25 protein-coding genes are annotated in these 20277 nt (G+C 64.5%); 9 read left to right on the forward strand and 16 right to left on the reverse strand.

What is annotated here, in order from left to right; translation table 11 throughout:
* Positions 1-47: 47 nt before the first annotated feature.
* Both PU704_RS17185 and PU704_RS17190 read right to left on the reverse strand, forming a co-directional pair.
* Positions 48-284, reverse strand: a complete 237-nt coding sequence (locus PU704_RS17185) for a S1 domain-containing protein (protein WP_047804851.1) — start codon at positions 282-284, stop codon at positions 48-50.
* 128 nt (positions 285-412) lie between these two features.
* Positions 413-934, reverse strand: a complete 522-nt coding sequence (locus PU704_RS17190) for a hypothetical protein (protein ID WP_047804850.1) — start codon at positions 932-934, stop codon at positions 413-415.
* A 41-nt stretch (positions 935-975) separates the two neighbouring features.
* Here PU704_RS17190 and PU704_RS17195 point away from each other — a divergent pair, with 41 nt between their 5' ends.
* A complete protein-coding gene (locus PU704_RS17195; protein WP_047804849.1) occupies positions 976-1473 on the forward strand; it encodes a DUF1990 family protein in 498 nt (165 codons plus the stop codon).
* Positions 1474-1582: 109 nt separating this feature from the next.
* Here PU704_RS17195 and PU704_RS17200 read toward each other — a convergent pair whose 3' ends face one another.
* The 4 genes from PU704_RS17200 to PU704_RS17215 all read right to left on the reverse strand — a co-directional run bounded on the left by PU704_RS17200 (position 1583) and on the right by PU704_RS17215 (position 4104).
* Entirely contained in the window at positions 1583-2071 is a 489-nt protein-coding gene (locus PU704_RS17200; RefSeq protein WP_047804848.1) for a GNAT family N-acetyltransferase, read from the reverse strand.
* Positions 2072-2384: 313 nt separating this feature from the next.
* Positions 2385-2729 (reverse strand): aldo-keto reductase family protein, encoded by a 345-nt coding sequence (locus tag PU704_RS17205; protein ID WP_047804847.1) that lies wholly within the window; start codon positions 2727-2729, stop codon positions 2385-2387.
* 134 nt (positions 2730-2863) lie between these two features.
* Positions 2864-3346, reverse strand: coding sequence for a hypothetical protein (locus PU704_RS17210; RefSeq protein ID WP_047804846.1), 483 nt, complete (start codon positions 3344-3346; stop codon positions 2864-2866).
* 164 nt (positions 3347-3510) lie between these two features.
* The gene (locus PU704_RS17215; protein ID WP_047804902.1) at positions 3511-4104 is read right to left on the reverse strand and encodes a recombinase family protein; all 594 of its coding nucleotides are present in this window, start codon (positions 4102-4104) and stop codon (positions 3511-3513) included.
* 251 nt (positions 4105-4355) lie between these two features.
* Between PU704_RS17215 and PU704_RS17220 the strand changes: the two genes are divergently transcribed.
* Both PU704_RS17220 and PU704_RS17225 read left to right on the forward strand, forming a co-directional pair.
* Complete coding sequence (locus PU704_RS17220; RefSeq protein ID WP_075873089.1) at positions 4356-4811, forward strand: hypothetical protein; 456 nt, start codon at positions 4356-4358, stop codon at positions 4809-4811.
* A 39-nt stretch (positions 4812-4850) separates the two neighbouring features.
* Positions 4851-5027: an Lsr2 dimerization domain-containing protein gene (locus tag PU704_RS17225; protein WP_083665265.1), complete on the forward strand. Its 177-nt coding sequence runs from the start codon at positions 4851-4853 to the stop codon at positions 5025-5027.
* Here PU704_RS17225 and PU704_RS17230 read toward each other — a convergent pair.
* Both PU704_RS17230 and PU704_RS17235 read right to left on the reverse strand, forming a co-directional pair.
* Complete coding sequence (locus PU704_RS17230) at positions 4980-7385, reverse strand: DEAD/DEAH box helicase (protein WP_277552131.1); 2406 nt, start codon at positions 7383-7385, stop codon at positions 4980-4982. The two genes, PU704_RS17225 and PU704_RS17230, sit on opposite strands and share 48 nt — an antisense overlap.
* A gap of 151 nt (positions 7386-7536) precedes the next feature.
* Positions 7537-8478 carry a HamA C-terminal domain-containing protein gene (locus PU704_RS17235; protein WP_075872992.1) on the reverse strand — a complete coding sequence of 314 codons (942 nt, stop codon included), beginning with the start codon at positions 8476-8478 and terminating at the stop codon, positions 7537-7539.
* A 406-nt stretch (positions 8479-8884) separates the two neighbouring features.
* Between PU704_RS17235 and PU704_RS17240 the strand changes: the two genes are divergently transcribed.
* Positions 8885-9214, forward strand: coding sequence for a histone-like nucleoid-structuring protein Lsr2 (locus tag PU704_RS17240; protein WP_075872991.1), 330 nt, complete (start codon positions 8885-8887; stop codon positions 9212-9214).
* Positions 9215-9683: 469 nt separating this feature from the next.
* Here the strand turns inward: PU704_RS17240 and PU704_RS17245 are convergent, their stop codons facing one another.
* Both PU704_RS17245 and PU704_RS17250 read right to left on the reverse strand, forming a co-directional pair.
* Positions 9684-10034 (reverse strand): hypothetical protein, encoded by a 351-nt coding sequence (locus PU704_RS17245; protein ID WP_139318639.1) that lies wholly within the window; start codon positions 10032-10034, stop codon positions 9684-9686.
* The gene (locus tag PU704_RS17250; RefSeq protein ID WP_075872990.1) at positions 10031-10801 is read right to left on the reverse strand and encodes a ParA family protein; all 771 of its coding nucleotides are present in this window, start codon (positions 10799-10801) and stop codon (positions 10031-10033) included. Before PU704_RS17250 ends, PU704_RS17245 begins: the two co-directional genes overlap by 4 nt.
* A 704-nt stretch (positions 10802-11505) precedes the next feature.
* Here PU704_RS17250 and PU704_RS17255 point away from each other — a divergent pair.
* The 3 genes from PU704_RS17255 to PU704_RS17265 all read left to right on the forward strand — a co-directional run bounded on the left by PU704_RS17255 (position 11506) and on the right by PU704_RS17265 (position 13491).
* A complete protein-coding gene (locus PU704_RS17255) occupies positions 11506-12432 on the forward strand; it encodes a DNA-binding protein (RefSeq protein WP_277552132.1) in 927 nt (308 codons plus the stop codon).
* 236 nt (positions 12433-12668) lie between these two features.
* Positions 12669-12866: an antitoxin VbhA family protein gene (locus PU704_RS17260; protein ID WP_075872987.1), complete on the forward strand. Its 198-nt coding sequence runs from the start codon at positions 12669-12671 to the stop codon at positions 12864-12866.
* The gene (locus PU704_RS17265) at positions 12859-13491 is read left to right on the forward strand and encodes a Fic/DOC family protein (RefSeq protein ID WP_075872986.1); all 633 of its coding nucleotides are present in this window, start codon (positions 12859-12861) and stop codon (positions 13489-13491) included. The genes PU704_RS17260 and PU704_RS17265 overlap by 8 nt, the downstream gene beginning before the upstream one ends.
* Positions 13492-13572: 81 nt before the next feature.
* Here PU704_RS17265 and PU704_RS17270 read toward each other — a convergent pair whose 3' ends face one another.
* The 6 genes from PU704_RS17270 to PU704_RS17295 form a co-directional block, all read right to left on the reverse strand.
* Positions 13573-15183 (reverse strand): replication initiation protein, encoded by a 1611-nt coding sequence (locus tag PU704_RS17270; protein ID WP_255396352.1) that lies wholly within the window; start codon positions 15181-15183, stop codon positions 13573-13575.
* Positions 15184-15358: 175 nt separating this feature from the next.
* On the reverse strand, positions 15359-15577 hold the full coding sequence (locus PU704_RS17275) for a hypothetical protein (RefSeq protein ID WP_075872984.1): 219 nt from the start codon (positions 15575-15577) through the stop codon (positions 15359-15361).
* A gap of 58 nt (positions 15578-15635) precedes the next feature.
* Positions 15636-16229 carry a hypothetical protein gene (locus PU704_RS17280; protein WP_075872983.1) on the reverse strand — a complete coding sequence of 198 codons (594 nt, stop codon included), beginning with the start codon at positions 16227-16229 and terminating at the stop codon, positions 15636-15638.
* Positions 16226-17344, reverse strand: coding sequence for a transglycosylase SLT domain-containing protein (locus tag PU704_RS17285; RefSeq protein ID WP_277552133.1), 1119 nt, complete (start codon positions 17342-17344; stop codon positions 16226-16228). Before PU704_RS17285 ends, PU704_RS17280 begins: the two co-directional genes overlap by 4 nt.
* A 33-nt stretch (positions 17345-17377) precedes the next feature.
* The gene (locus PU704_RS17290; protein ID WP_075871083.1) at positions 17378-18310 is read right to left on the reverse strand and encodes a MinD/ParA family ATP-binding protein; all 933 of its coding nucleotides are present in this window, start codon (positions 18308-18310) and stop codon (positions 17378-17380) included.
* A 616-nt stretch (positions 18311-18926) separates the two neighbouring features.
* A complete protein-coding gene (locus tag PU704_RS17295) occupies positions 18927-19175 on the reverse strand; it encodes a helix-turn-helix domain-containing protein (RefSeq protein ID WP_255396082.1) in 249 nt (82 codons plus the stop codon).
* 148 nt (positions 19176-19323) lie between these two features.
* On the opposite strand from PU704_RS17295, the gene PU704_RS17300 reads away from it, so the two are divergent.
* Both PU704_RS17300 and PU704_RS17305 read left to right on the forward strand, forming a co-directional pair.
* Positions 19324-19959: a DUF6668 family protein gene (locus tag PU704_RS17300; protein ID WP_075871082.1), complete on the forward strand. Its 636-nt coding sequence runs from the start codon at positions 19324-19326 to the stop codon at positions 19957-19959.
* A complete protein-coding gene (locus PU704_RS17305; RefSeq protein ID WP_277552134.1) occupies positions 19956-20255 on the forward strand; it encodes a hypothetical protein in 300 nt (99 codons plus the stop codon). The genes PU704_RS17300 and PU704_RS17305 overlap by 4 nt, the downstream gene beginning before the upstream one ends.
* The last annotated feature ends 22 nt before the right edge of the window (positions 20256-20277 follow it).

Raw genomic sequence — 20277 nt, forward strand, 5'->3', positions numbered from 1 at the left:
ACCTACTCAGGGCAAGCAGACGCGACTGACCGCGGTAGGAAACTCGCCTATGCAATCCCTTCGACCCGTATCGCTCGGGCGGGATAGCCGTCCTGCTCGACCCGTTCCCAAGTGATGATTACCTGCTGGCCCGGAACCAGTTCCTTATAGGCGTTCTCCGGGCCCTCGATGTGCGTGAAATGCACGAAACACCCGCCGGAGTGACCCGAGAGGTCAACCACCCCCCAGCCCTCATCGCCGTACCACTCCCGCACCACGCCGTCGCTGCTGTAGCTCGATCCCATACCCCAATGATTCACCTCGCTGACCGACCAAAGCCATGCTGACGCCAAGGGCGACCCACATCAGTCCCCGACGTCCGCTGTTGATCTGCGCCCATCCCTGATCAACGCCTTTCCCTGAAGGTGCCGGCCTAAGTGGACCGGTCGTGCTCATCGCCGACGCGGTTCCAGCGTCGGCGGATCGCCACACCCAGGACCATTGCTCCCCCGAGAACCAGGAGGCGCGGCAGCAACTCACCCAGCCCGGGGGCCCCGCGCGCAACGATGGCCACCAGCTCGATGCCAACCAGCAGTCCCGTCACCACACAAGTGAGCAGACCCACCCAACCGCTGTCGTCACGTTCGAGCTTGATCCAGGCAATGTTGATCACCACGAAGGCCAACCCCAGCCCGACCACGGGCAGGTTCGCCGGGCCGGCAGATCCGGCCAGCTCGACCAGGGTCCCGGCGACGGCCAGACCCGCGAACACGGCCCCCAGTGCTGGGGCGCATTCCCGGCCCAGCGCCAAGGGCACGAGGACGGTCGAGTACAGCACCAGCAGCAACCCGATGCCGATTCCGGCACCGATCACGGCCCCACTCGGGGGCGAGGTGAAGTAGATGATGAATCCCCGGGCGATCAACACCGCACAAGAGAGCGCACCCAACCCCACGAGGGCTATATATAAAGCGCTCCCTTGGCATAGTGAGCGCTATGACTCTGCTCGACCGCCCACTGACCTACCCGGAGATCGGTGCCACCGCCGGGCAGTTGCCCGACGGGTACGACCATCTGAGGGTCCACCGGGTCATCGGCCACGGGGAGCCGACGTTCCACCGAGCCGCGGAGCGCCTGATGAGCTGGCAGATGCACCGGGCAGCCGGCCTGACCGTCGAGGCCACCACACCGCGCGTCGAGCAGGGCAGCCGCGTCCGTCTGCGCCTGGGCCGGCACCTGCTGCGGATCTCCTTCGGCTGCCAAGTGGTCTACGTCGTGGAGGAGGAGCGCCGGCGGGGCTTCGCCTACGGGACCCTGCAGGGCCACCCGGAGCAGGGCGAGGAGAGGTTCTGCGTCGATTGGCGGGAGGACGACGCCGTCGTGTTGACCATCACCGCTTTCTCCCGGCAGGGCACGTGGTGGTCCCGCGCCCTGGCGCCGATCAACCGGCGGCTCCAACAGCGGTACACCTCCCGCTACCTGCAGGCTCTCTAGCGCCTCCCCGACAACAGGACGGCGTACGCCACCGGAGTCCCCATCGCGACGCCGCATCCTCGCGCCAGCTCTCAGCACCGGTGGAAAGGACCGGCGCCCATGGGCGGGGTCAGCTGGGTCGTGACCGCTCCATCTCCAGGGCGTGCCAGGGCTGGCCGCCCACCTCGGTGCTGCGCACCCGCCCGGTCTCCCGGAACCCCAGGCTCTCGTACACGCGCCGGGCGGAGACATTGTGCGCGTAGACACCGAGCTTCATCACCGGCAACCCCGTGACCTCGAAGCCCGTGCGCACCGCTGTGCCGATCAGTCCCCGCCCCAGACCGCGCCCTCGAGCGTCCGGGTCGAGGAGGATGCACCCGAGCCGCATCATGTGTGCGTCGACATCGATGAGCAACGAGGCGTGACCGACCGGATCCCCGGAGTCGGGATCCAATCCGGTCCAATACCGGCGCTGATCATTCTGCAGATAGGTCTCCAACTGCCCCCGATCCAGCGGCCACGTGAAAGTCCGCCCGGACCAGAGCACCATGTCGGCCTCGGAGGGCACCCAACTCAGGAAGACGTCCAAATCGGCTGGGCTGGTCTCTCGGAGGCGCATGCCCCAATGCTAGGGACGCCCCGCCTTAGACCGGCGCTGCCGCTGACCAGGCCGCATGTTCGAAGATGAACCTCAACCGCAGCACAGTGGGTCAAAGATTGAACTCCGGATGAGGCCGTCGCGGCCGTCAAGTGATCTCCTTCCGTACGTATGGAGGCCCCAGGTAAGGTCGCCCCACGCTATGGCCGACCTGTCGGCAAGGAGCACTCACGGGTCTCGTCTGAGAGGGCGAGAGAAAGGCAGGAAGCAGACCCCGGAGTCTCGCCATACCCTCCAGCTGAGCCCGCAGAGGAATCCCTTGCCCTCCATGGGATCAAGCAAGGGGTGGATCCTCGTCGATGAACGTGAACATGACAGTCATCACCGGCCCCAAGGGATCCTCGGAATCCGTGAGCACCAAGGCCGCCCGCAGGCGGACCGGCAGGTCGAGGATCGGTTCCTCCCACGGAACGAATCCTTCCGAGGTGCCATGGACGTAGATGCCCACACGGATCTTGCCCTGCTCATGAAGCCCCACGATGTAATCAATGACGCCCTCTTCGGTGGCGGGCAGACCGTAGGCGGTGGCATCGTCCATCACGTTGGCGACCATCACCCAGTCGATCTCGTTGCGCTCCCGCAGCAGGCGCTCCAGCCCTGCATAGTCCGGGCTGCCCATCGCTGCTCCTTTCCCCAACTGTGCTCGTGGTTCCTGCGCCTGAGGTCGCGGGGCCAAGCCTGTCATCCCACCGCGACGACGCGACACACGCGGTCGTGGGCACGGTCACCCGGCTCACGGGCGCCGTCGGAGGTCTATTGGACCCAGACTTCGCAGGTCTTGCCGGTCGGTGCCCCGTCCAGGGTGAACTGGAGTCGGAGCGTCCCAGCCGCTTCCGGGGGCGGGGGCACGAACTCCCAGGCGCTCTCCCACTCGGTGCCGTCCCCGGCCGCCTGTCCGGCGACCAAGCGGTACTCGGTACCGAGCTCATCGCTGAGCACCACCCCGACCCGGTCCAGAACGGAGAACCCCGGCATCAGCGGCAACGGCTCCTCCTCGGTCATCTTGTCCTGCCGTCGTTGGGCCCAGGCCAGGCGGGCAGCCTGGAACTGGCCGTCCCGGCGCATGGTCTCGGCCCCTCGCACCGCGGCGAGGCTGATCCGTACGCCGTGGCCACCCGGTGGCTCCTGCGCATGCGGAGACAGGCTGGCAGCGAGGTCGATGCCGGCGAAGCGCACATCGATCCCGTCGCTGGTGGCCACCACCAGATCGGCAGGAGCAGACACAATGGTTCCCATGCCACCACCGTAGAGAAATCGACAGGTGTCAGGTCGAGCGCCACGCGCCCTCCTTCCGCACTGGTCAGCGGAATTCGGAAAGCACCTCAATCGACCACCGGGCCCTGCCTCGCACCCGGGCACGAACGGCATACGTATCACGATGCCCACAGGAGATGACGGTCTCAGATGGTCGTCGCTTGCGGGAGTTCCCGAATCCGCCGGTAGAGGGTGGCCCTGGACATCCCGAGGTCCCGGGCGACCTGAGTGGCCGGCTCCCCCGTGTCGATCAGCCGCAGCGCGTTGCGGATCTGGGAGTCGGTGAAGGTCTGACGCCGCCCACCGAGGTCCTTGCCGGCGGCCCGGCGCTTGGCCACCGAGTCAGTGATCCGCTCCCGCTTGATCTCCAGCTCCATCTGCGCCAGGGCCGCCATGACGGTGAACACCATCGAGCCCATCGGAGTGTGGGTGTCCACGTCTCCCCCACCGAGGTTCAGCACCCGCAGACCGGCGCCTCTCCCGCGCAGCGCTTCGGCGAAGACCAGCATGTTCTGCGTCGACCGCCCCAACCGGTCCAGCGTCGTGATCACCAACGTGTCGCCGTCCTCGAGCGCGGCCACCGCTTTGTCGAAGGCAGGACGCGACGCACGGCCTCCAGACACTCCACTGTCTACGTAGAGGTCATCGCGCCGCACGCCGGCGGCCAGGAGGTCAGACACTTGACGGTCCGCGTCCTGCTGACGCGTCGACACTCGGGCGTACCCGATCAGCTTCCCCACGTCCACCCCATCTGTCTCGCAACCAACGTTGAGTATTTGATTCTAGGGGCAAACATAAAGCACATAGTTGCAAGACTCATCGACCCGCGGAAACCCGCAGAGGTTCTCCACCGCAAAATTCGACGGACGAGACGTCTCGCATCCCTTGCCTTCAAAGACACACCCGACGAGTTGCACAGGACTGCCGGGCAAGTGCGTGCAATGGTTACGATGGAATTCACTGTTGTCAGTCATGAGCCATAGGAGGAACGATGCCGTTCGAGGTGTTCAACAAGAGGATGACTCCGCTGGCCAAAGCGCCGAGCGTGACCATCCAGAAGCGCGGAGTGATCTCGCTGAACAAGGCCGCCCACGATCTGGTCGACAACGCCGAGACGGTGGAACTACTCTACGACCGCGACCGTCAGGTCATGGCACTGCGCGCCACGGATGACTCCTCCCCGCATGCCTACGCGGTCCGGAACGGGTCCAAGCGCGGGCCCGGGCAGGCGATCGTCTCGGCCACCGCCTTCACCGCGCACTACGGCATCGACGCCACCGCTACCAGGCGATGGAAGCCCTTCATGGAGGACGGCATGCTCTGCGTGGACCTCACCGAAGAGGGCACCGTGATCACCGGCAACCGCGCGAAGACCATGGCTTTGGCGGATCCAGCAGAGGCATCTGCCGACGATGTGCCCACCGACGACGCCCCCGACCACCCCTGACCCCAATCCCCCACCCGGATACCGAAAGACACACCGCCCATGGCTCAGAAAGTCGGAGCGCATCTCGAGGACGATCTCAACGGCGGCCCCGCCGAGGACGCCATCCAGTTCAGCCTCGACGGCAAAATCTACGGGCCCGACCTCTCCACCCCCGATGCCGAGACAACCTCAATCTCCGACGGCCGCGGAACCCCACTGACTGTCAAAACCTTCTAGGAGACGCAGCACTTCCTGAGCCGCATAGCGAGCCACAGGAGCTGTTTCCCAGTCCACGGAGACAATCCAATCCTGAACAGCAGCTCGGTCGAGCTCCCCATCGCGCTGAAGTTCACCAATTGCAATTGTGGTTGCACGAGACAAGCCCAACCCAATAAGTGACATGTCGGTTGTACGAGGAACCCCCAACTCCAGCATCATAGTCACGGCCTCAGCAGACTGCTCGCCCATGGGACGGCCTGCGGCGACTTCGAGGGCATCTGCATAGCAGGCGAGGTATTTAGGAGCATGAAATCTGCAAAAATCCTCCACATCTTTCATTACATCTCGGATAACGCTGGACCAGTCGGCCGTCCCCTGAGAGTTGCGGTAAGCGTATCGATCATCAATGATTCTGCTCATGGGTACACCTTTCATCCATCGCACAATGAGTCGCGATAAGGAAAAGCGCCGACCGTCATTTCCACATGGACCGCCCAACGTCACCGCAACCAAGTCAAGAGCAGACTTGTACGCCTCATAGGCGTCATCGCTTTCCGGAGTGGGTAACACGAAGGACTCAAGGTCATTCTGATTCCGGAAAAAATCTACAAGCGCCTGGATGCGCGTGGGGCTAATTCCCGCATGGCGAGCAATTACGAAACGTGGAACATTCACGTCAGTTAGAGCGCGTGCAACAGCCTGCTGAGCACGATCTGCCAGGGCGTCAGAGGTACGAACCCCGAAAATCTCAGAGGGCGTGCGGTTGGCCATAGAACGTGAACTCAAAAAACTGAGTAAGGTCTCTTCGACCGCATCGGCAGGCCGACTAGGCTCAGAGATAGTCCAATCAACAAAACTTTCAAGATCGGTGACGCCAACATCAGTTAAATCGGCCGCTCGTTGAATAATTTGACGCGTGCGAGCCGTGGGCACGGCCCCCCATCCTCCCTTTTCTGTGTCAATACATACAACATTTCCTTGAAATTCGTTGCCCCAGCGGCCCGCGCGCCCAGCCAAGTTCCAGAAGTCTGCTTCATTCATCTTCTGGTCACCCTTCTTGGGAGCACGAACAAAGATATTGGTACAAGGAAGGTTCACGCCCTCCAGTAGAGTCGACGTACAGGTCAAGTACTTTACAATACCGTCCTTGAAAAGGCCCTCTACAAGCTCCTTGACATGCAGGGGCATAGAGCCATAGTGGAAAGCCGAGCCCTTTCTAAGGGTGGTACATAGGGCAAACTTCGGGTGGATTGCCGCGGAGACGTAGGAAACGGCGTCATTAATGCGTTGCTTGGTAAACGCATCCAATTCCTGTTTGGGTCGGTAATGGGAAATGAGGCTTGCCATCTTTTCAGCAGACGCTCGGCCGTTAGCATAAATTAGATTGCCAGTGCTGTCTTCGCCCATTGCGAGAGCGATCAAGGCGAACTTCATCGCAAGTGTTGTTGGGCGATTGGAGAGGTGTACCTTGCCTGCGGCGTAGCTCTTCCCCCCATTAGCAACCCGAACCTCATATGATCGCGTATTACGGGGCACTTGATTGACATAGAGCAAAGTTTGGTTGACAGTGCAAGTTCCATCAACAAGTGCCTGTGCCGAGGTATTCCCAGGCCTTCCCTCCAGTAGGATTTCAGGATTGGACGCCATCGGACTGGCGAAGACGACATGAAGCAATGGATTGCGAGATACTGCCTCGTCAATCACTTCGCTCAAAATAATGCCGCGCGAATCATCACCCACCTTTTGGGCTTCATCAACAACTAAGAAGTCAAATGAAAAGCCAGACTTAAACTGTTGTATTAGATGAAGGCGTTCCTGGGTTAGGACATATAGTTCTTTGTCGTTTTTGAGGACTTCTGCATCCCAGGGAAGTGTAATGACTGGTACGTCAGAAGGGAGGGATTCACGAAAAGCAGTTCCAGTTTCCTCAACAAGTGCGCGTGTAGGCGTCAAAAAAACAACGCGACATGGATTCGCACCAGCGATTTTTCGTTCGACCCATTTACGGAGAATAAAGCTTTTTCCAGAGGACGTAGGAGCGGAAACACTTACCCATGAACTATTCTCTGCCGCTTCCCAGAAGCGTCGCTGGAACGGATTTGCCAGGAAGGACTGGCCGTCACCAAAGTCAATGGAAAAGGATTGCTCCTTGGCTGCAATCTCCCATTGCAAATCCAATGGCACCCGCACGGCGTCGTCGGCAGCTAATAGCCCTCGACTTTTGGCCAACCCAATGGCGCGGCTGTTGCCCATACGTCGGAGAAGTGATTCAGCGCCCTCGCGTTCCACGTCGGTGGATACTGGAGAGATAAGGCACCCTTGAGCGATGCGTAGGATGGCTTGTTGTGCGGCTTCGCTTTCCAACAAATCGGTCATGGCACTAGCACACAGAAGAGCGAATCGCCAATTAGGTTCTGGAGGCCTCTCGCCGTCGATCACGGGGATTGAGTTGAGCAATGAGGTTCGAACCGAGTAATCAACAGCGCTACGTACGCCTGGACGCTCAAGCGTCTTGGCAACAAAATCGTTAGGATTCACTAAGGGCGCTCCTGATCGAATCGCGAAACTCGATTTCGTTAGGCAGAGGAATCAAAAATACTTCAACTTGATAGTTTGAAATACCATGCTTTTGGATATGCCCCAGTATGTTAGCACTCCATTTAGTGAGGTCGTTTTGAATAGCAATACGCGCTGCTTCTATATCGGCTGGAAGAACTGGATACTCGTCTACAGAAAATCCAATAAGACATGCAGCGCGTACATCGAGTTTTTGAGACTTGGGATGAGCCTCATCAAAGTAATCTAAAATGGCATGACGTAAGTTTAAATCGCCTAAGTCTGCGTACTCTTTGATCAGAAAGAGGTCTTGCGTATCAGCTGATCCAATGAGGAATGGGGCACTGCTATTGAAGCAGTCTGCAAAAGCACTCGTATAATTTTTGTAGATTTTAGATTCGCCCCAGTAAAGCCCCAGCGTATGGTCCTCCTCCAACTTGGCGTGAATACCATCGGACCCGTGCACTTGCACTTGCGTATTTGTCTTCAGTGAAAGCTTGCTGAGGATTTGTGGAACTTGGAGATGTCTTTCAAGAAGAATGTATAGGAGAAGTTCACCACCTTCGCCGGTATTTTCTTGCTTGGTGGTGAAAAGACGCCTTGCGTTCAAAACTGCCTCGGTCATCGCCTCATCCCGCTCAAGTTCATCATCGATAGACTTGATTGAGTTGAGCCTGCTTCTGGGTGTGCAAAAACGTAGAATTTGCTTGGAGAGCTGTCGGGCCAGTGGCTTAACCCTGGGGTTCCCTGATGGGTCACTAGCCAAGTAATGGCATCGAATCGTGGCCTTAGTGTCGGCGATAACCTGCGGTTCGACTGGCTCATGCAGTAGGTGATCAAAGCGCGACCAGTCTCCCTGTACCAGCTCAGCGAACGCGGTCTTGAGGTCAAACTCTTCCTCGGCGGCAGTCAATCCGGTACTCCTACGGGTAGGCTTTGGGCAACGGTACCGCAGAGCAAGTCTGAGACCTTTGCGACTCGGTGAAGCGTCCTGAATCGACATTGATCCGTAAGCTAGGGTGGATACTCCATGGGGTGTCCCGGTTGCTTGAAATCGTGCCCAACGTGTCGACCAGAGTTCTTCGCCAATGAGGTGGCATGCTACGTCATCACGGTGGTCGGCGGATGGATTCGCTGTGTGATGATCGTGGAAGGGTGCCGGAAGAAGCGGATCAGGTTTCTCGAGCTACCGACTTAGAACTTCGGGGACTCTGCTGCCCCCTCCAGAGAGCATGTATGCAATTAGGTCGGTGCCGGGGTTACTGACTGTGAGCGTATTCCAGCGCAAGACACGATGAGATCAAGGGAAAGGTGCTGTGATGGCCCAGAGCGTGCAGATCATTCTGGAGGACGACCTCGAGGGTGGTCCTGCTGATGAGACCTTCCAGTTCGGCCTGGACGGCCGGCAGTACGAGATCGACCTGTCGGCAGCTAACGCGGAGAAGTTGCGGGAGGCCCTGCGCCCTTACGCCGCCTCCGGCCGGCGGGCCCAGGGCAAGTCCGCCCGGGTCACCGGGTCCCGTTCCTCCTCCGGTGGTAACCCGGAGACGGCGAAGATCCGGGCATGGGCCAAGGAGAACGGCCACCAGATCTCCGACCGCGGCCGTATTCATCAGTCCATCAAGGACGCCTACTACGCCGCCCAGTAGGTACCCACTCCCCCACCTGGACACGCCCCTCGAGCCTGTCCAGGTGATCTGCGACAGCAGAGGCTGGCGCTTGCGGGCCACCGCTGCGACATCGAAGCGGAACGTCTCGGGGCAGGGGTCGAGTACCGGGGGCCCTCACCGTGGTCCCCTCCGCACGGTGAAAAGCCGGTGACAGGCTGACGGTCCTTGCCCGGAACGAGGCCGCCGGGACGCCCCGCGTCCAGATCGGACAGCGCTGGTCGTCCCTTTGGCCCCCGAGACCGGATCCTACTGGGGGTTGGCCCTGGCTCCTTGCGGAAGGAGGCGGGCATCCGCATCGATCAAAGACCCCCGGGACCACTCGCCCCATCCCGCCGCCTGTCCCCAGAAGAAGAGAACCCGGCCCACCACCAACGGTGAGCCGGGTTCCTTCCTCGCCGACCAGGGGAAAGCCGCCCGCATCCGCACCCCCCTATCGGGGGTCCGGGTACTACCGGTTGATCTGTTGGGCGTAGGCGCGCACCGCGTTCTCGATCACCGCTCTCGCTGTGCCGTCGTGCTCGGTGAGCTCCTCGATCAGATCGGAGACGTCCTGGGCCACCCGCACACCCAGCTGGATCGTGGGCTCGCGACGAGGCCGGCCACGCCCGCGCTTAGGCGCGGCCGACGGGGGTTCCGCCGCCGGTGTCGCTTGCAGCGGCGGGGACGACACCTCCTGCGTCGCGGGCTGGGGTGTCGTGGTGCGTGGGGGTGTGTAGTCGACCGGGTCGATGTGCTCATCCGGGGCCGGGCGCGGCCGGCGGCGCTGCAATGAGGCGGGACGCTCCGGCTTGTCGGTCATCGCAGCACCTGCTTCGCAATCGCAGTGTAGGCGTCCAGCACGCGGGCGCCCTTGCGGTACTGGCCGTACCACTCCCCCGAAATCCGCACCTCCTGGACGATGGCCCGGTCCGGGATCAACGGCTCCAGGAACAACCCCGTGGCCCGCAGCTCCTCGAGGCTGGCCACCGCCGCCCGGCTCATGATGGTTTCCTTCACCCCACCGACGACGATGCCGGCCTCCGTGAGAGTGTCCGGGGCGCCGAGCTGCTGGCGGTGCCGACGGAACTGGGCGACCGTGCGCCGGGCCCCGTCCACCCCGTCGATGCCATCGCTGGTGGCGGTGGCGGCGTAGACCACGGTGTCCGCCGCGTTCAACGCCGACAGCGTCAACGGGCCACCCTGCCGGTTGGGACAGTCAATGACCACCACATCCGCTTGCAGACCGGTCAGAGAGATCTTCAGCCGCAGCTCCGCATGATCGGCCCGATCGGCCTCACGGTTGGAGACATTGCGGGCCGAGGGAATCACCCGGAGGTTCGGGTGCCACCCGCTGGGCACCGCGAGATCCTCGGCCCAGCCTTCGGGGTTCTCATCGCCCAGGATTGCCCCAATGTGCATTCCTTCCGCCGAGGGCTGCACCCCGAACCACTTGGTGGAGGCCGCGCGGGGGTCGAGATCAACGAGTACGACTTGACGCCCTTCGGCGGCGGCGACCATTGCTAGGGAGACGGCGGTGGTGGTCTTGGTGACTCCGCCGGATTCGCTGTACACCATGAGGGTTTGCATGGTTGCACGGTACCAAGACAGCTAGGGAGCTTGCCATATAGCTCGAAGGCTAACTAGCCAGCCATATATATAGAGCTCTATTTATCTTGCTATCTACCATTAATTCGAAGGCCCTTGGTACATCGTTCCGTCGGGCGTTCATGCGCCTAGCGAGGGCGCAGTGAGTGCCACGCTTGTTTCTTGCCTAGCGACCCGCCCCAGAGGGAGCCCCAGTAGTCGGCGTCGTCTGCCGTGCGGCCACCATCGCCTGTGGCGGTTGAGCTCGTGTGTATCTATCGCTCTGCGCCACCGAGCAGTCTGCCGACGAGGTGCCAAGGCACCTTCCCGGCGTCCATCGCGTTCTTGGCCTCCTTCTCCATATCCCCTGTTGCGTCCGGAACGCCCCCAGCTCCCTGTCAGAAGCGGGGGATCTCTACAAACGAGACGTGGAGTAGGGGAATGGCACCAAGGTGGCGCCGACTTCCCCTTGGGCAAGTGTTTCGGAGGCCCGTCAGGGCCGTAGAAATGCGCGGCAGCCATCGTTCGACGAGGAAGGAGGCGGGCCGATCTGGCGCTGAAACGCGAGGCCGCGCTCCTACAGGAGGAGTCACGGGCCGCGACCGAGGGAGGGATGTGCCGATGGGCGTGACCGCGGGTGCCGGCACAACGCCCATGTACTTTTGCAGTAGTAGTAGTAAGATTACTACTACTACGGAGGTTCTCTCATGACGGAGGCGATCCAGCGCAGCGCGCGGGAGCGGGTGTTCGCGGCGTGCGACCGTCTCGCGGAGGCGGAGGAGCGCATCACGGTGGCCGCGGTGCGCCGGGCGGCGCAGGTGTCCATGCAGGACGCCTCGGATGGGGTCCGGGCCTGGCGGGAGTCCCGCGCCCAGGTTCAGTCCGTGCCCGAGCCGCCGGAGGCGGTGGCCCGGGCCCTGCGCGGGGCGTGGGGGACGGCCCTGAGCACGGCGCGGGCCGAGGTCGAGCACATCGCTGCCGAGGCGCGGGCCGGCCGGGAGCAGGCCGAGGCGGAGGCTGCGGAGCTGGTCACCGCGGTGACCGAAGCCGAGACCGGCCGGGAGCAGGCGTTGCACGACGTCGAGCGGCTGCAGATCGAGCTGGAGTCTGCTCGTGCCGCTCTGGTGACGGCACGGGCGGAAGCGGCCACGGCCAAGGAGGAACGCGCCCGGGAGGAAGGCCGGCGGGTCCAGGCCGAGGTCGAGGCCGCCGAGCTGGTCACGAAGGTCTCCGAAGTGGAGGCCAGCCGGGGTCAGGCCGTGGCGCGCGCGCAGCGGCTGGAGGCCGACCTCGAGGAAGCTCGCACCGAGGCCCAGTCGGCGCAGCAAGCCCGGGAGCGGGCCGAGGCCCAGGTGCTCGAGCTGACCGCCACGGTCACCGCGACGGAGTCGGCTCGGGACCAGGCGCTGCACGAGGTCCAGCTCCTGCAGACTGACCTCGAGGGGGCACGATCCGAGACGCAGGCCGCCCGTGCGGAGGCCACCGTGCAGGGCCGGGCGCACGCTCATGAACAGGGTCGGCGTGAGGAGGCCGAGCACGAAGCGCAGCGGCTGCGGGCCGAGCTGACCACCGCCCGTGACAGGGTGCATGCCCTGGAAACGGCAGCACAGAACGAGCCGCCCCGAAAGCCCTGAGGGAAGCGGCCGCTGAGCAGGCCATTAGTCACTCTTCGATACGCCACAGCACCGGTAAAACGTGGCGGGTGGCGTCTAATGCTCTCTGGCATCCCGGCATTTCGCCGCACAGTGAGCTGTAGTCGGCGGGTCCGCCCGGACGGGAACCCGGGGGTGTGGTGGCCCGTCGCTGGCCAGGGACGCCTTGATAGACTGATACGCACAGCACGGCCCAGCACACCGACCGGGGAGGTTCCATGGCGCAGCAGCACATTCTGCCGCCGGCTCTTGAGGTGGATCGGGCACGGCAGGTGGCTTCCGTGGTGCACAGTGCGGCCATGGAGGGACTCCACGTCACTGCAGCGACCCGGGCGGAGCTGGATCGTTTCGCCGAGGGTGGGCTCGAGGTCGAGGAGCTGGTTCGGCGCACGCGCGCCCGCTACGGCCTTGAGTGAGGCCCCCAGTCCGCACCGTGACCCGTATCTGGACCCGCACACCGGGGTCCTGACCAATTTGATCGGCGCCCGCACCGCGACAGAGCTCGCCGCCGCGGAAGCTGATCTCGTGGTGGTCCGCACCCTGCAGCTGTGGCGCCATCCACCGGCGCCTACCCGAGGTCTGGCCGAGCTGCAGGCCATTCACCGTCACCTGTTCCAGGACATCTATCCCTGGGCGGGGCAGCTGCGCACCGTGGATCTGCGCAAGACGGTCCCAGGTGCGCAGCCGTTCCTGCCGGTGTCGATGATCGCCCGCTCGGCCGGTTTCGTCTTCGACCAGCTACGCCAAGACCGCTACCTGCAGCACCTGGATCGGGACCGGTTCATCGAACGGTTGGCCTATCACTATGACCAGGTCAACTATCTCCACCCGTTCCGGGAGGGCAACGGGCGCACCCAGCGCTTCTTCTTCGATTCATTGGCCGTAGCCGCCGGCTGGTGGCTGGACTGGGCCCAGGTCACCGGGGCGGTCAACGACGCTGCGTCCCGGGACGCGGCCGAGAACCATGACCTTGCTACCTTGCAGGAGATGTTCGCGGTGATCCTCACTCCTGCGCCTCAACACCGTCGGCCGCGTTCCTGACCGGACCAGCTAACGGTCGGACAGGCCCGGGCAACGCGAAGCCCCCGAGAACACTGCGACACTCAGCTCGGACGCGACCCGTCAGTGGACAATGTAGCCGGGGAACCGCGCTGACCAGCAGGAGTCGCCGGCGACTCGAGTGACCTCATAGGTGACGGCCGTCAGGTGTGGGAAGCGCAGTCCGTGGAGTTCGCCTACCCGGGCACCCACTTGAGTCACGTGCAGTTCCCGACCACCCAGCGCAGCGCCGTGGAACGGTCCGTCCTTGACCGTCTCCCAGTAGTCGGAAGCGTTCGTGAAAGACCAGTACCCGGAGCCGATGGGGTGGTCCTCCAGGTAGTCCAGGGGCACCCAGAGGGTGAGGCCGCGGTGCTCGGGGCGGAGCCGATCCCGGAAGTCGGGGTCTAGTTCTCCGGGCAGGACGCCTTCAGGCCACTGGTAGGCAGGTTCAGTCGTCACGGAGGGATCCTCACCATCAGCAGCTGCGGGGGGCACTACCAGGCTAGGGGAGGGGTCGGGGCGCCCAGCGCCGGCGGAACCAATACCTGTTGCTTGGAGAACTTCACCCTCGTCCACGGTGTCGCCAGCGGGGGCGGCGGGCTCGTTTTTCAGCCACGCCATCACAGTGCGTGCGGTGCGTCCCACCGCCTCGGCGATGGCCCGGTAGGTCGCCCCCGCCGCCCGCAACCGGGCAGCCTGAGCCTTCAGTTGCCCGGCACGGTGGGTGCGGGCTTGGCGGGCCTTTCCGGCGTTGTTCGCCGCCGCGCGCGCCTTGGCTTCGGTGCGGGCCTTCCCGCCGCGCCGTCCCATGCTCGCCAGGTACTCAGGTGCGGCATCAGAGCCGCTGGTGGAGGTGGGGCGTCCTTTGCCTGCGTTGACCTGGCGGACGGCCGAGCGGGCCAGGCAGGCCACCTCGCTATCGGAGAGGGGGTCGGGCAGCTGGGCGTTGAGCGCTCGGGCGTGGGCGATCGAGGCGGCCTCGGTCGGGGTCTGGTGGTGGAGCTGCCGTCGGTCCCACAGCCACCGGCGGGTGGCGCGGAAGATCGCGGTGTTGCGCCCCACCTCCGTGGCGGTGTCCACGACGGGGACCCGCGGAATGCCGGTGCGGCCCAGCAGGGTCGTACCGGGGTCCCAGGCCGGTGCTGCGGGGCCGTCGATGGCCTCGTCGTGGAACGGGTCGATGTACTCGGCCATGTGCGCCTTGAGATCACCCAGGGACCACGGGCTGGCTCTGCGTCCCCACCACACGCGCCCGGCCGGGAACTCAGCAGCCGGATTGCGCACCAGGTAACGGGTGAAGCACAGGTCCCCGTCCACGAGCCGGTCCAGGGCCCGCTGCACCGCCTCCGCGTAACGGATCGGACCCGGCCGAGCACCCTCGCCCCGGTAGACCGGTTCGATAGCCCACCCGGCCTGGGCGTGACCGGTCTCGGGGTTCTCGATGATCCAGGTCGGCTCGGGCACGGCCGGGTGCATCAGGTTCAACAACGCGGCCTCGTCATCGACGTCGACGACAAGGAAGTTCAACCAATCCGCCGGGTTGAGCTGGACAAACGCGAACTCACCAGCAGGCCGCCCACGGTTCGGGAACGCCTGCGACTTGGTCTGACCGCATCGGAAGTACTCGATCCGGTGGTGCGCCAGGAAGCGGCGGGCCGGCGTCTCGGGGCAAAAAAGGACAACATCCAGCAAGGCGGGGTCCACTTGCGGACGCGCCTCAGGTACACTAGGGGACACAACAGTCCCCTGGTAATGGGTTCATATGCGGTTCTCATCCGGTTTCTGTTGAACCAGCTGTCTCGGTCGGCAAACTTGCGACAGCTGATTGACTTCGACGGCCCGCCCTCCACGGCGGGCCGTCAGTCGTTTAAGCGGTTTTAGTGATGGGGAGCTCCTCAGCGTTCTGCCGGTCGTCAAGTGCGTTCGGCAATCCGTAGTCACGATCAATTAGAGCGCCGACGTAGTCCGCCTGGGACAGGCCCAGGGCGGCCGCCTTCTCCGCCGCACGGCGGTGCTGCTCAGGCAGGATGCGCATGCTGAATGCCACTCGCTTCCCGAGCAGCTTGGGCGGTGTGTACTCCGTCATACGCTCACCCTTTCATATCGCTTGTACTAGCGCTAGGACTTTCGAGGGTGTGTCGGGCTTACTCGGTATTGCCCATGTCTTGGGACTGGTGGCCGACGACGTCCCACTGCCCGTTGTGCTTCTCGAGGTAGATGACGACTTGGCGTTGGCCGGTGGCTTCGATCTGGTGGCCGTCGCGGCTGATCCATTGCCAGGTGAGGTCGTAGGCGCGGATGGCTTTGTCCTTGGCGACGTCGCGGGAGACGTCACCGACGGCCGGTACGAGACTGGGGGAACTGTAGGCCTGGTGTTCTGCTGGTTCCAGCCAGGCGGCCTGGTTGCCGTTGCGTTCAGGCTCGATCTGGTTGTTCGCCCACTCTTCCGACATCAACGGTTTGGCGCGGATGGCGGCCGCGGTCTGGGTGCAGTCGGTGGCGGTGTCCCAGGAGTGGATGATCAGGGCAGCGGTCTCTGCGGTGGCTTCCACGTCGCTGCGATCGACGTTGTCCGGGTCGGGGAAGGTTCCTTGCCCGACGGTGAGCTCGGTGGGGGAGGCAGTGGCCGTGGTGGGGGTGGTGGTCTGCTCGCTGGCCTGTTGTGCTGTCTCGGGCCCGCAGGCGGTGAGGGGCAGGATGCACAGGGTCAGGGCGGTGATCAGGCGGGGTCGGGTCATTTCGGCCATGCTCCTTTCTGTTTGAGGATGGGCTCGGGGTCGATGTTGTGCCCCTGGTAAGGGAAGACGAGGTCGGGGGCGTCGGGTTTGTAGATTTCGAAGTGCAGGTGTGTGGCCATCCCGAACCGGCCGCGGTTGCCCTCGGTGCCGATGACGTCGCCGCGGGCGAGCTTCTGGCCCTTGGCTACGTCCCAGGAGTGCAGGTGGCAGAAGGCGAAGCCGAAGTCGGGGTCGTCCCCGTTCTCCTTGGCGATCACGCACCCGTCGGTGGCGTTGAACCCGGTGATCCGCAGGGCGGTCGGGGCCACGACGACTCCACCGTTCCCCTGGCCGGCCCCGGGGGTGGCGATGTCCACGCCCTCGTGCTGGTTGGCCCAGCCGGGGACCCCGGCCAGGGCGCGGCCCCCGAAGCCGGAGGTAAATACCCCGCCCGGTAACGGAGTGGTCCACTCGCCTTCACCCAGGTCCCCGTCCCAGGCCAGAGCCCCGGTGGGGGCCTGGCAGTTGGCGGAGTACTGGGACTGTCCGGTGCCCAGGATCGTGTCGATGTAGTCGCGCGTCTCCTGATACGGCGGCACACCCCGGTGCTGCTCAACAGCACCGGGCCCGGCGTTGTAGGCGGCCAGGGTCAGGCGCACGAGCTCGTCCGCGTCGTCACCGGCGATCGGTTGCACGTCGGTCTTCAGTGCGGCCATGTAGCGGCCATAAGCGGGAATCGCGTCCTCAGGGTCGAAGGGGTCCCCACCCTCGCCGTAGGTAGCCCAGGTGGCGGGCATGAACTGGGCGATGCCTTGGGCGCCGGCCGGGCTGGTGGCGTCCGGGTTCCACCTGGATTCTTGGGCCAGTTGTGCCGCCACCACACTGACGGGCAGCCCGGCGGTCTGGGCGGCTGCTTCGACCAGTGGCGCCCAGCCGTTGGGGATGTTCAGTGCCCGCTCCTCACCGTTGTCGTTGTCCGTGGTGCCTGCGGTGACGGTGCAGGAGGTAGCTGAGGTCGTCTCCTCGTCCTCGGCCAGGGTCGCGACGAGCACGGCGAGGGCCACGATCGAGCCGATGGCGAAGACCAACAGCAGCGCCACGACGGCGCTGAGGGCACGGGGGGATCCAGCCGACATCACAGCCTCCTGGGGGGATGGGAGGGCGGTGGGTCAGAGCTGGTCGGTCAGGGTGGCGGTGGCTTCCTCGTAGGCCCGCACGGTCCCCGGGTGCAGGGCGTCGTAGTGGAAGGCGCGTCCTTCCTGGAGGGACTTGTCAAAGGGGATGACGACGACCCCGGCGAGTCCGACCGCCTCGGCGTACTCGCGCAGGCGAGTGAGACGTTCGGTGTTGTTGGTGGCGGTGTTGGAGACCACCAGCACGGAGCGGGCCAGTTTCTGCCCGTGGCCTTCGGCTTGGACGGCGGCCACGGTGGCTTCCAGCAGGCGGGCGTCGTCCTCGCGGTTGTGGGCCACCAGCACCAGGGAGTCCGCCACGTCCACGGCGGCCCGCCAGGTGGAGGACTGGGCGGAGTTGCCGGTGTCGAGCAGGATCAGGCTGTAGAGGGAGCGCAGGGTCTCATGCGCTGCCCGCACGGAGCGTCCGTCCACCCGTGTCCGGTCGGTGCCTTCGGGCGGAGAGGCGAGCACGTGGATGCGGTCGTCGCCCTGGGGGCGCACGTAGCGCACGAGGTCGGCGGTGCGGCGGGTGACGGTCTCGAGGTTGCGGATCAGATCCAGGGTGGTGCGGTCATGATTGGCGGTCAGGGCCCGTTCGGCCAGGGTGCCCTGGTTCTCGTTGAACTCCCCGGCCAGAATGTTGCCCCCGCGCACCCGTCCGGCGGTGGCGGCGAGGTGGTAGGCCGTGGTGGTCTTCCCGCCTCCACCCTTGAGCTGGAGCACGGCGACGGTGCGGTGAGTCTCCAGGGGCCGCTGGATCCGGGCGCGACGGGCCCGAGACGCCCGCTCAGCGGCCGAGGCCGCCAGGGACAGCCCGAGGGCCTGGTTGCACCACCCGCGCCAACCCTGCCGGGCCGACGACTCGGGCGTGTCCGTGGTCGTCTCCCGGCGCAGCTGCAGACGGGGATCACCGGCCTCGACGACCACCGGGGCCGACGTGGAGCTGGTGGGCGCCGGGGCGCTGGAGGGTGCGCTGCCCGCCTGTGGGCCAGCTGCGCGCGCAGGGCCCAGAGGGGTCTCTGCGGGCGTGTCGCCCGTGACGGACGCGGACGTTGGGGCCAGAACTGGCGGCACGGAGACGTCCCTTGAGCAGGGGACACGGGCATCGGGAAGCGTCTCCAGGGGCTCCTCGTCGACGGAGGGCTCCACGGGCTGGTGTTCAATCAGGTCAGCGGCCGGTTCGGTCGCCGCCACTGGGCCTGTCGCCTCCTCAGCATCCGATACAAGGTCATCGACTGTGACAGCACGTGAAGAGCCTCCCCGGGAGGGTCGTTTCTTGATGGGGACACTGGCATCTGCTGCCACGGAGCCGTCCGCAGAAACGATCAGGGAGGTCTCCGGCTCGGTCGCGGAGGTCGGGTCGATGGCCGTCAGTTTCACGGGTCGCCCCAGGTCACCGGCGATAGAGACCACATGCTCAATGGCTGCCGGCATCGAGGCGAACTCGTAGGGGACCCGGTCGATCGTCACCTCCACACTGTCGTCCTCGGCGATCCTCGCCGTGCAGACCGGCCTCTCCAGTGCCTGAGCCATGGTGCTCTCCCTACTCCTCGTTCGTGTGCGCCCCGTCATTGTCGGTGGAATGAGGGACGTTGTACTGAGAGCGAAGGTGCTCCTTGATGTCGTCGCGCAGGATCAGCCAGGTCTTCCCGAGCTTGATCGCCGGCACGATCCCGTCCCGCAACCAGCGGTAGGTGATCGTGCGATCACCCAGACCCAGCACGTGGGCGAGCTGATCGACGGTGAGCCGCTCGGGCAGACCCTCGAAAAGCCGGTCGAGCGCGTCAGACACGACGATCACCTTCGCTCCCACACGCAACACTGTACACAGTCATACCTATTTGTTCTCTATCATTGTTTAACATTGCTAATCCTCCGTTGATGTTGTCTAATGCACATAGGGTCCAGTCTATTGGAGGCCCTGCGACCGAGGAGATGTGATGGACAACCGTTGGGCCGAGCTGGTGTCGCCCTCCCTCGAGGAGCAGACCCGGCCGATCTTCGAAGACGTCGTGGAGGAGACCGTCACGGTCCTCCGTGGCGCCTCAGGTCCCCAGCGAGGCGTCACTGGGCTCACCGAGCACGAGGGGCGACTGGGACGGTTTCTCACCGACGCCCACGACGTGTTCTGGCTCGGTGTCCACGGTGGGGCCGGGGAGTCCGTCCTGACCGACCTGCTCGGCGGCGTGAGCTGCCACCACCGGTGGCCCCTGCGCCCTGACGATGGAACCCAGCACGCCCGGGCGACGGTGTTCCTGGTGGCCCGGCAGAACAAACGGGGCCTCGACGCCGCCCGGCTCGCCGCCCGCGACTGGGCGGCCGGCGCCCACCCCGACGTCGATCTCCAAGGCCTGGTCCTGGTGGCCGATGCCCCGGGCCGCACCCCGAAGCCCTTGGCCACAGCGACCCGGGTGATCTCCGGCGGTGTGCCCTCCACCTGGGTGGTGCCCTGGATCGAAGAGCTCCGACTCACCGGAGCCGTGGACTGGGCGTCCATGGCCCGGGAGCCGAGAAAAGTCCTCACCGCCCTCGGTGAGGCAGCCGATGAAGCACTTTCTGAGAGGACCCCCCAATGATCGACCTCGTACTTGCTACTCAGGACACCGTGCTGGCGCTGCCGGCCGCCCTGCCCGACTCCGACCCACTGGCCCCTCTCGGGATCGGCGACACCTGGAACCGCATGGTCGGTGTCGGCAAGTGGATCGCCCTGGGCATCGCCGTCCTGGGACTGCTGGTGGTCGGCGGAAAGATGGCCTTCGACGCCCGCCGCGGAGAGACCACCGAAGAGGTCTCCGGAATCATCAAGATCGTGCTGGCCGTGGCCCTGATCTCTGGCGGCGCCTCGATCCTCTCCTTCATCGCCGGGGCATGACCGCAGGCAGCCCGAGGAACAC

The sequence above is a fragment of the Kocuria oceani genome, from assembly GCF_029524215.1.
In the GTDB taxonomy this organism is placed as follows: Bacteria; Actinomycetota; Actinomycetes; order Actinomycetales; family Micrococcaceae; genus Kocuria; species Kocuria oceani.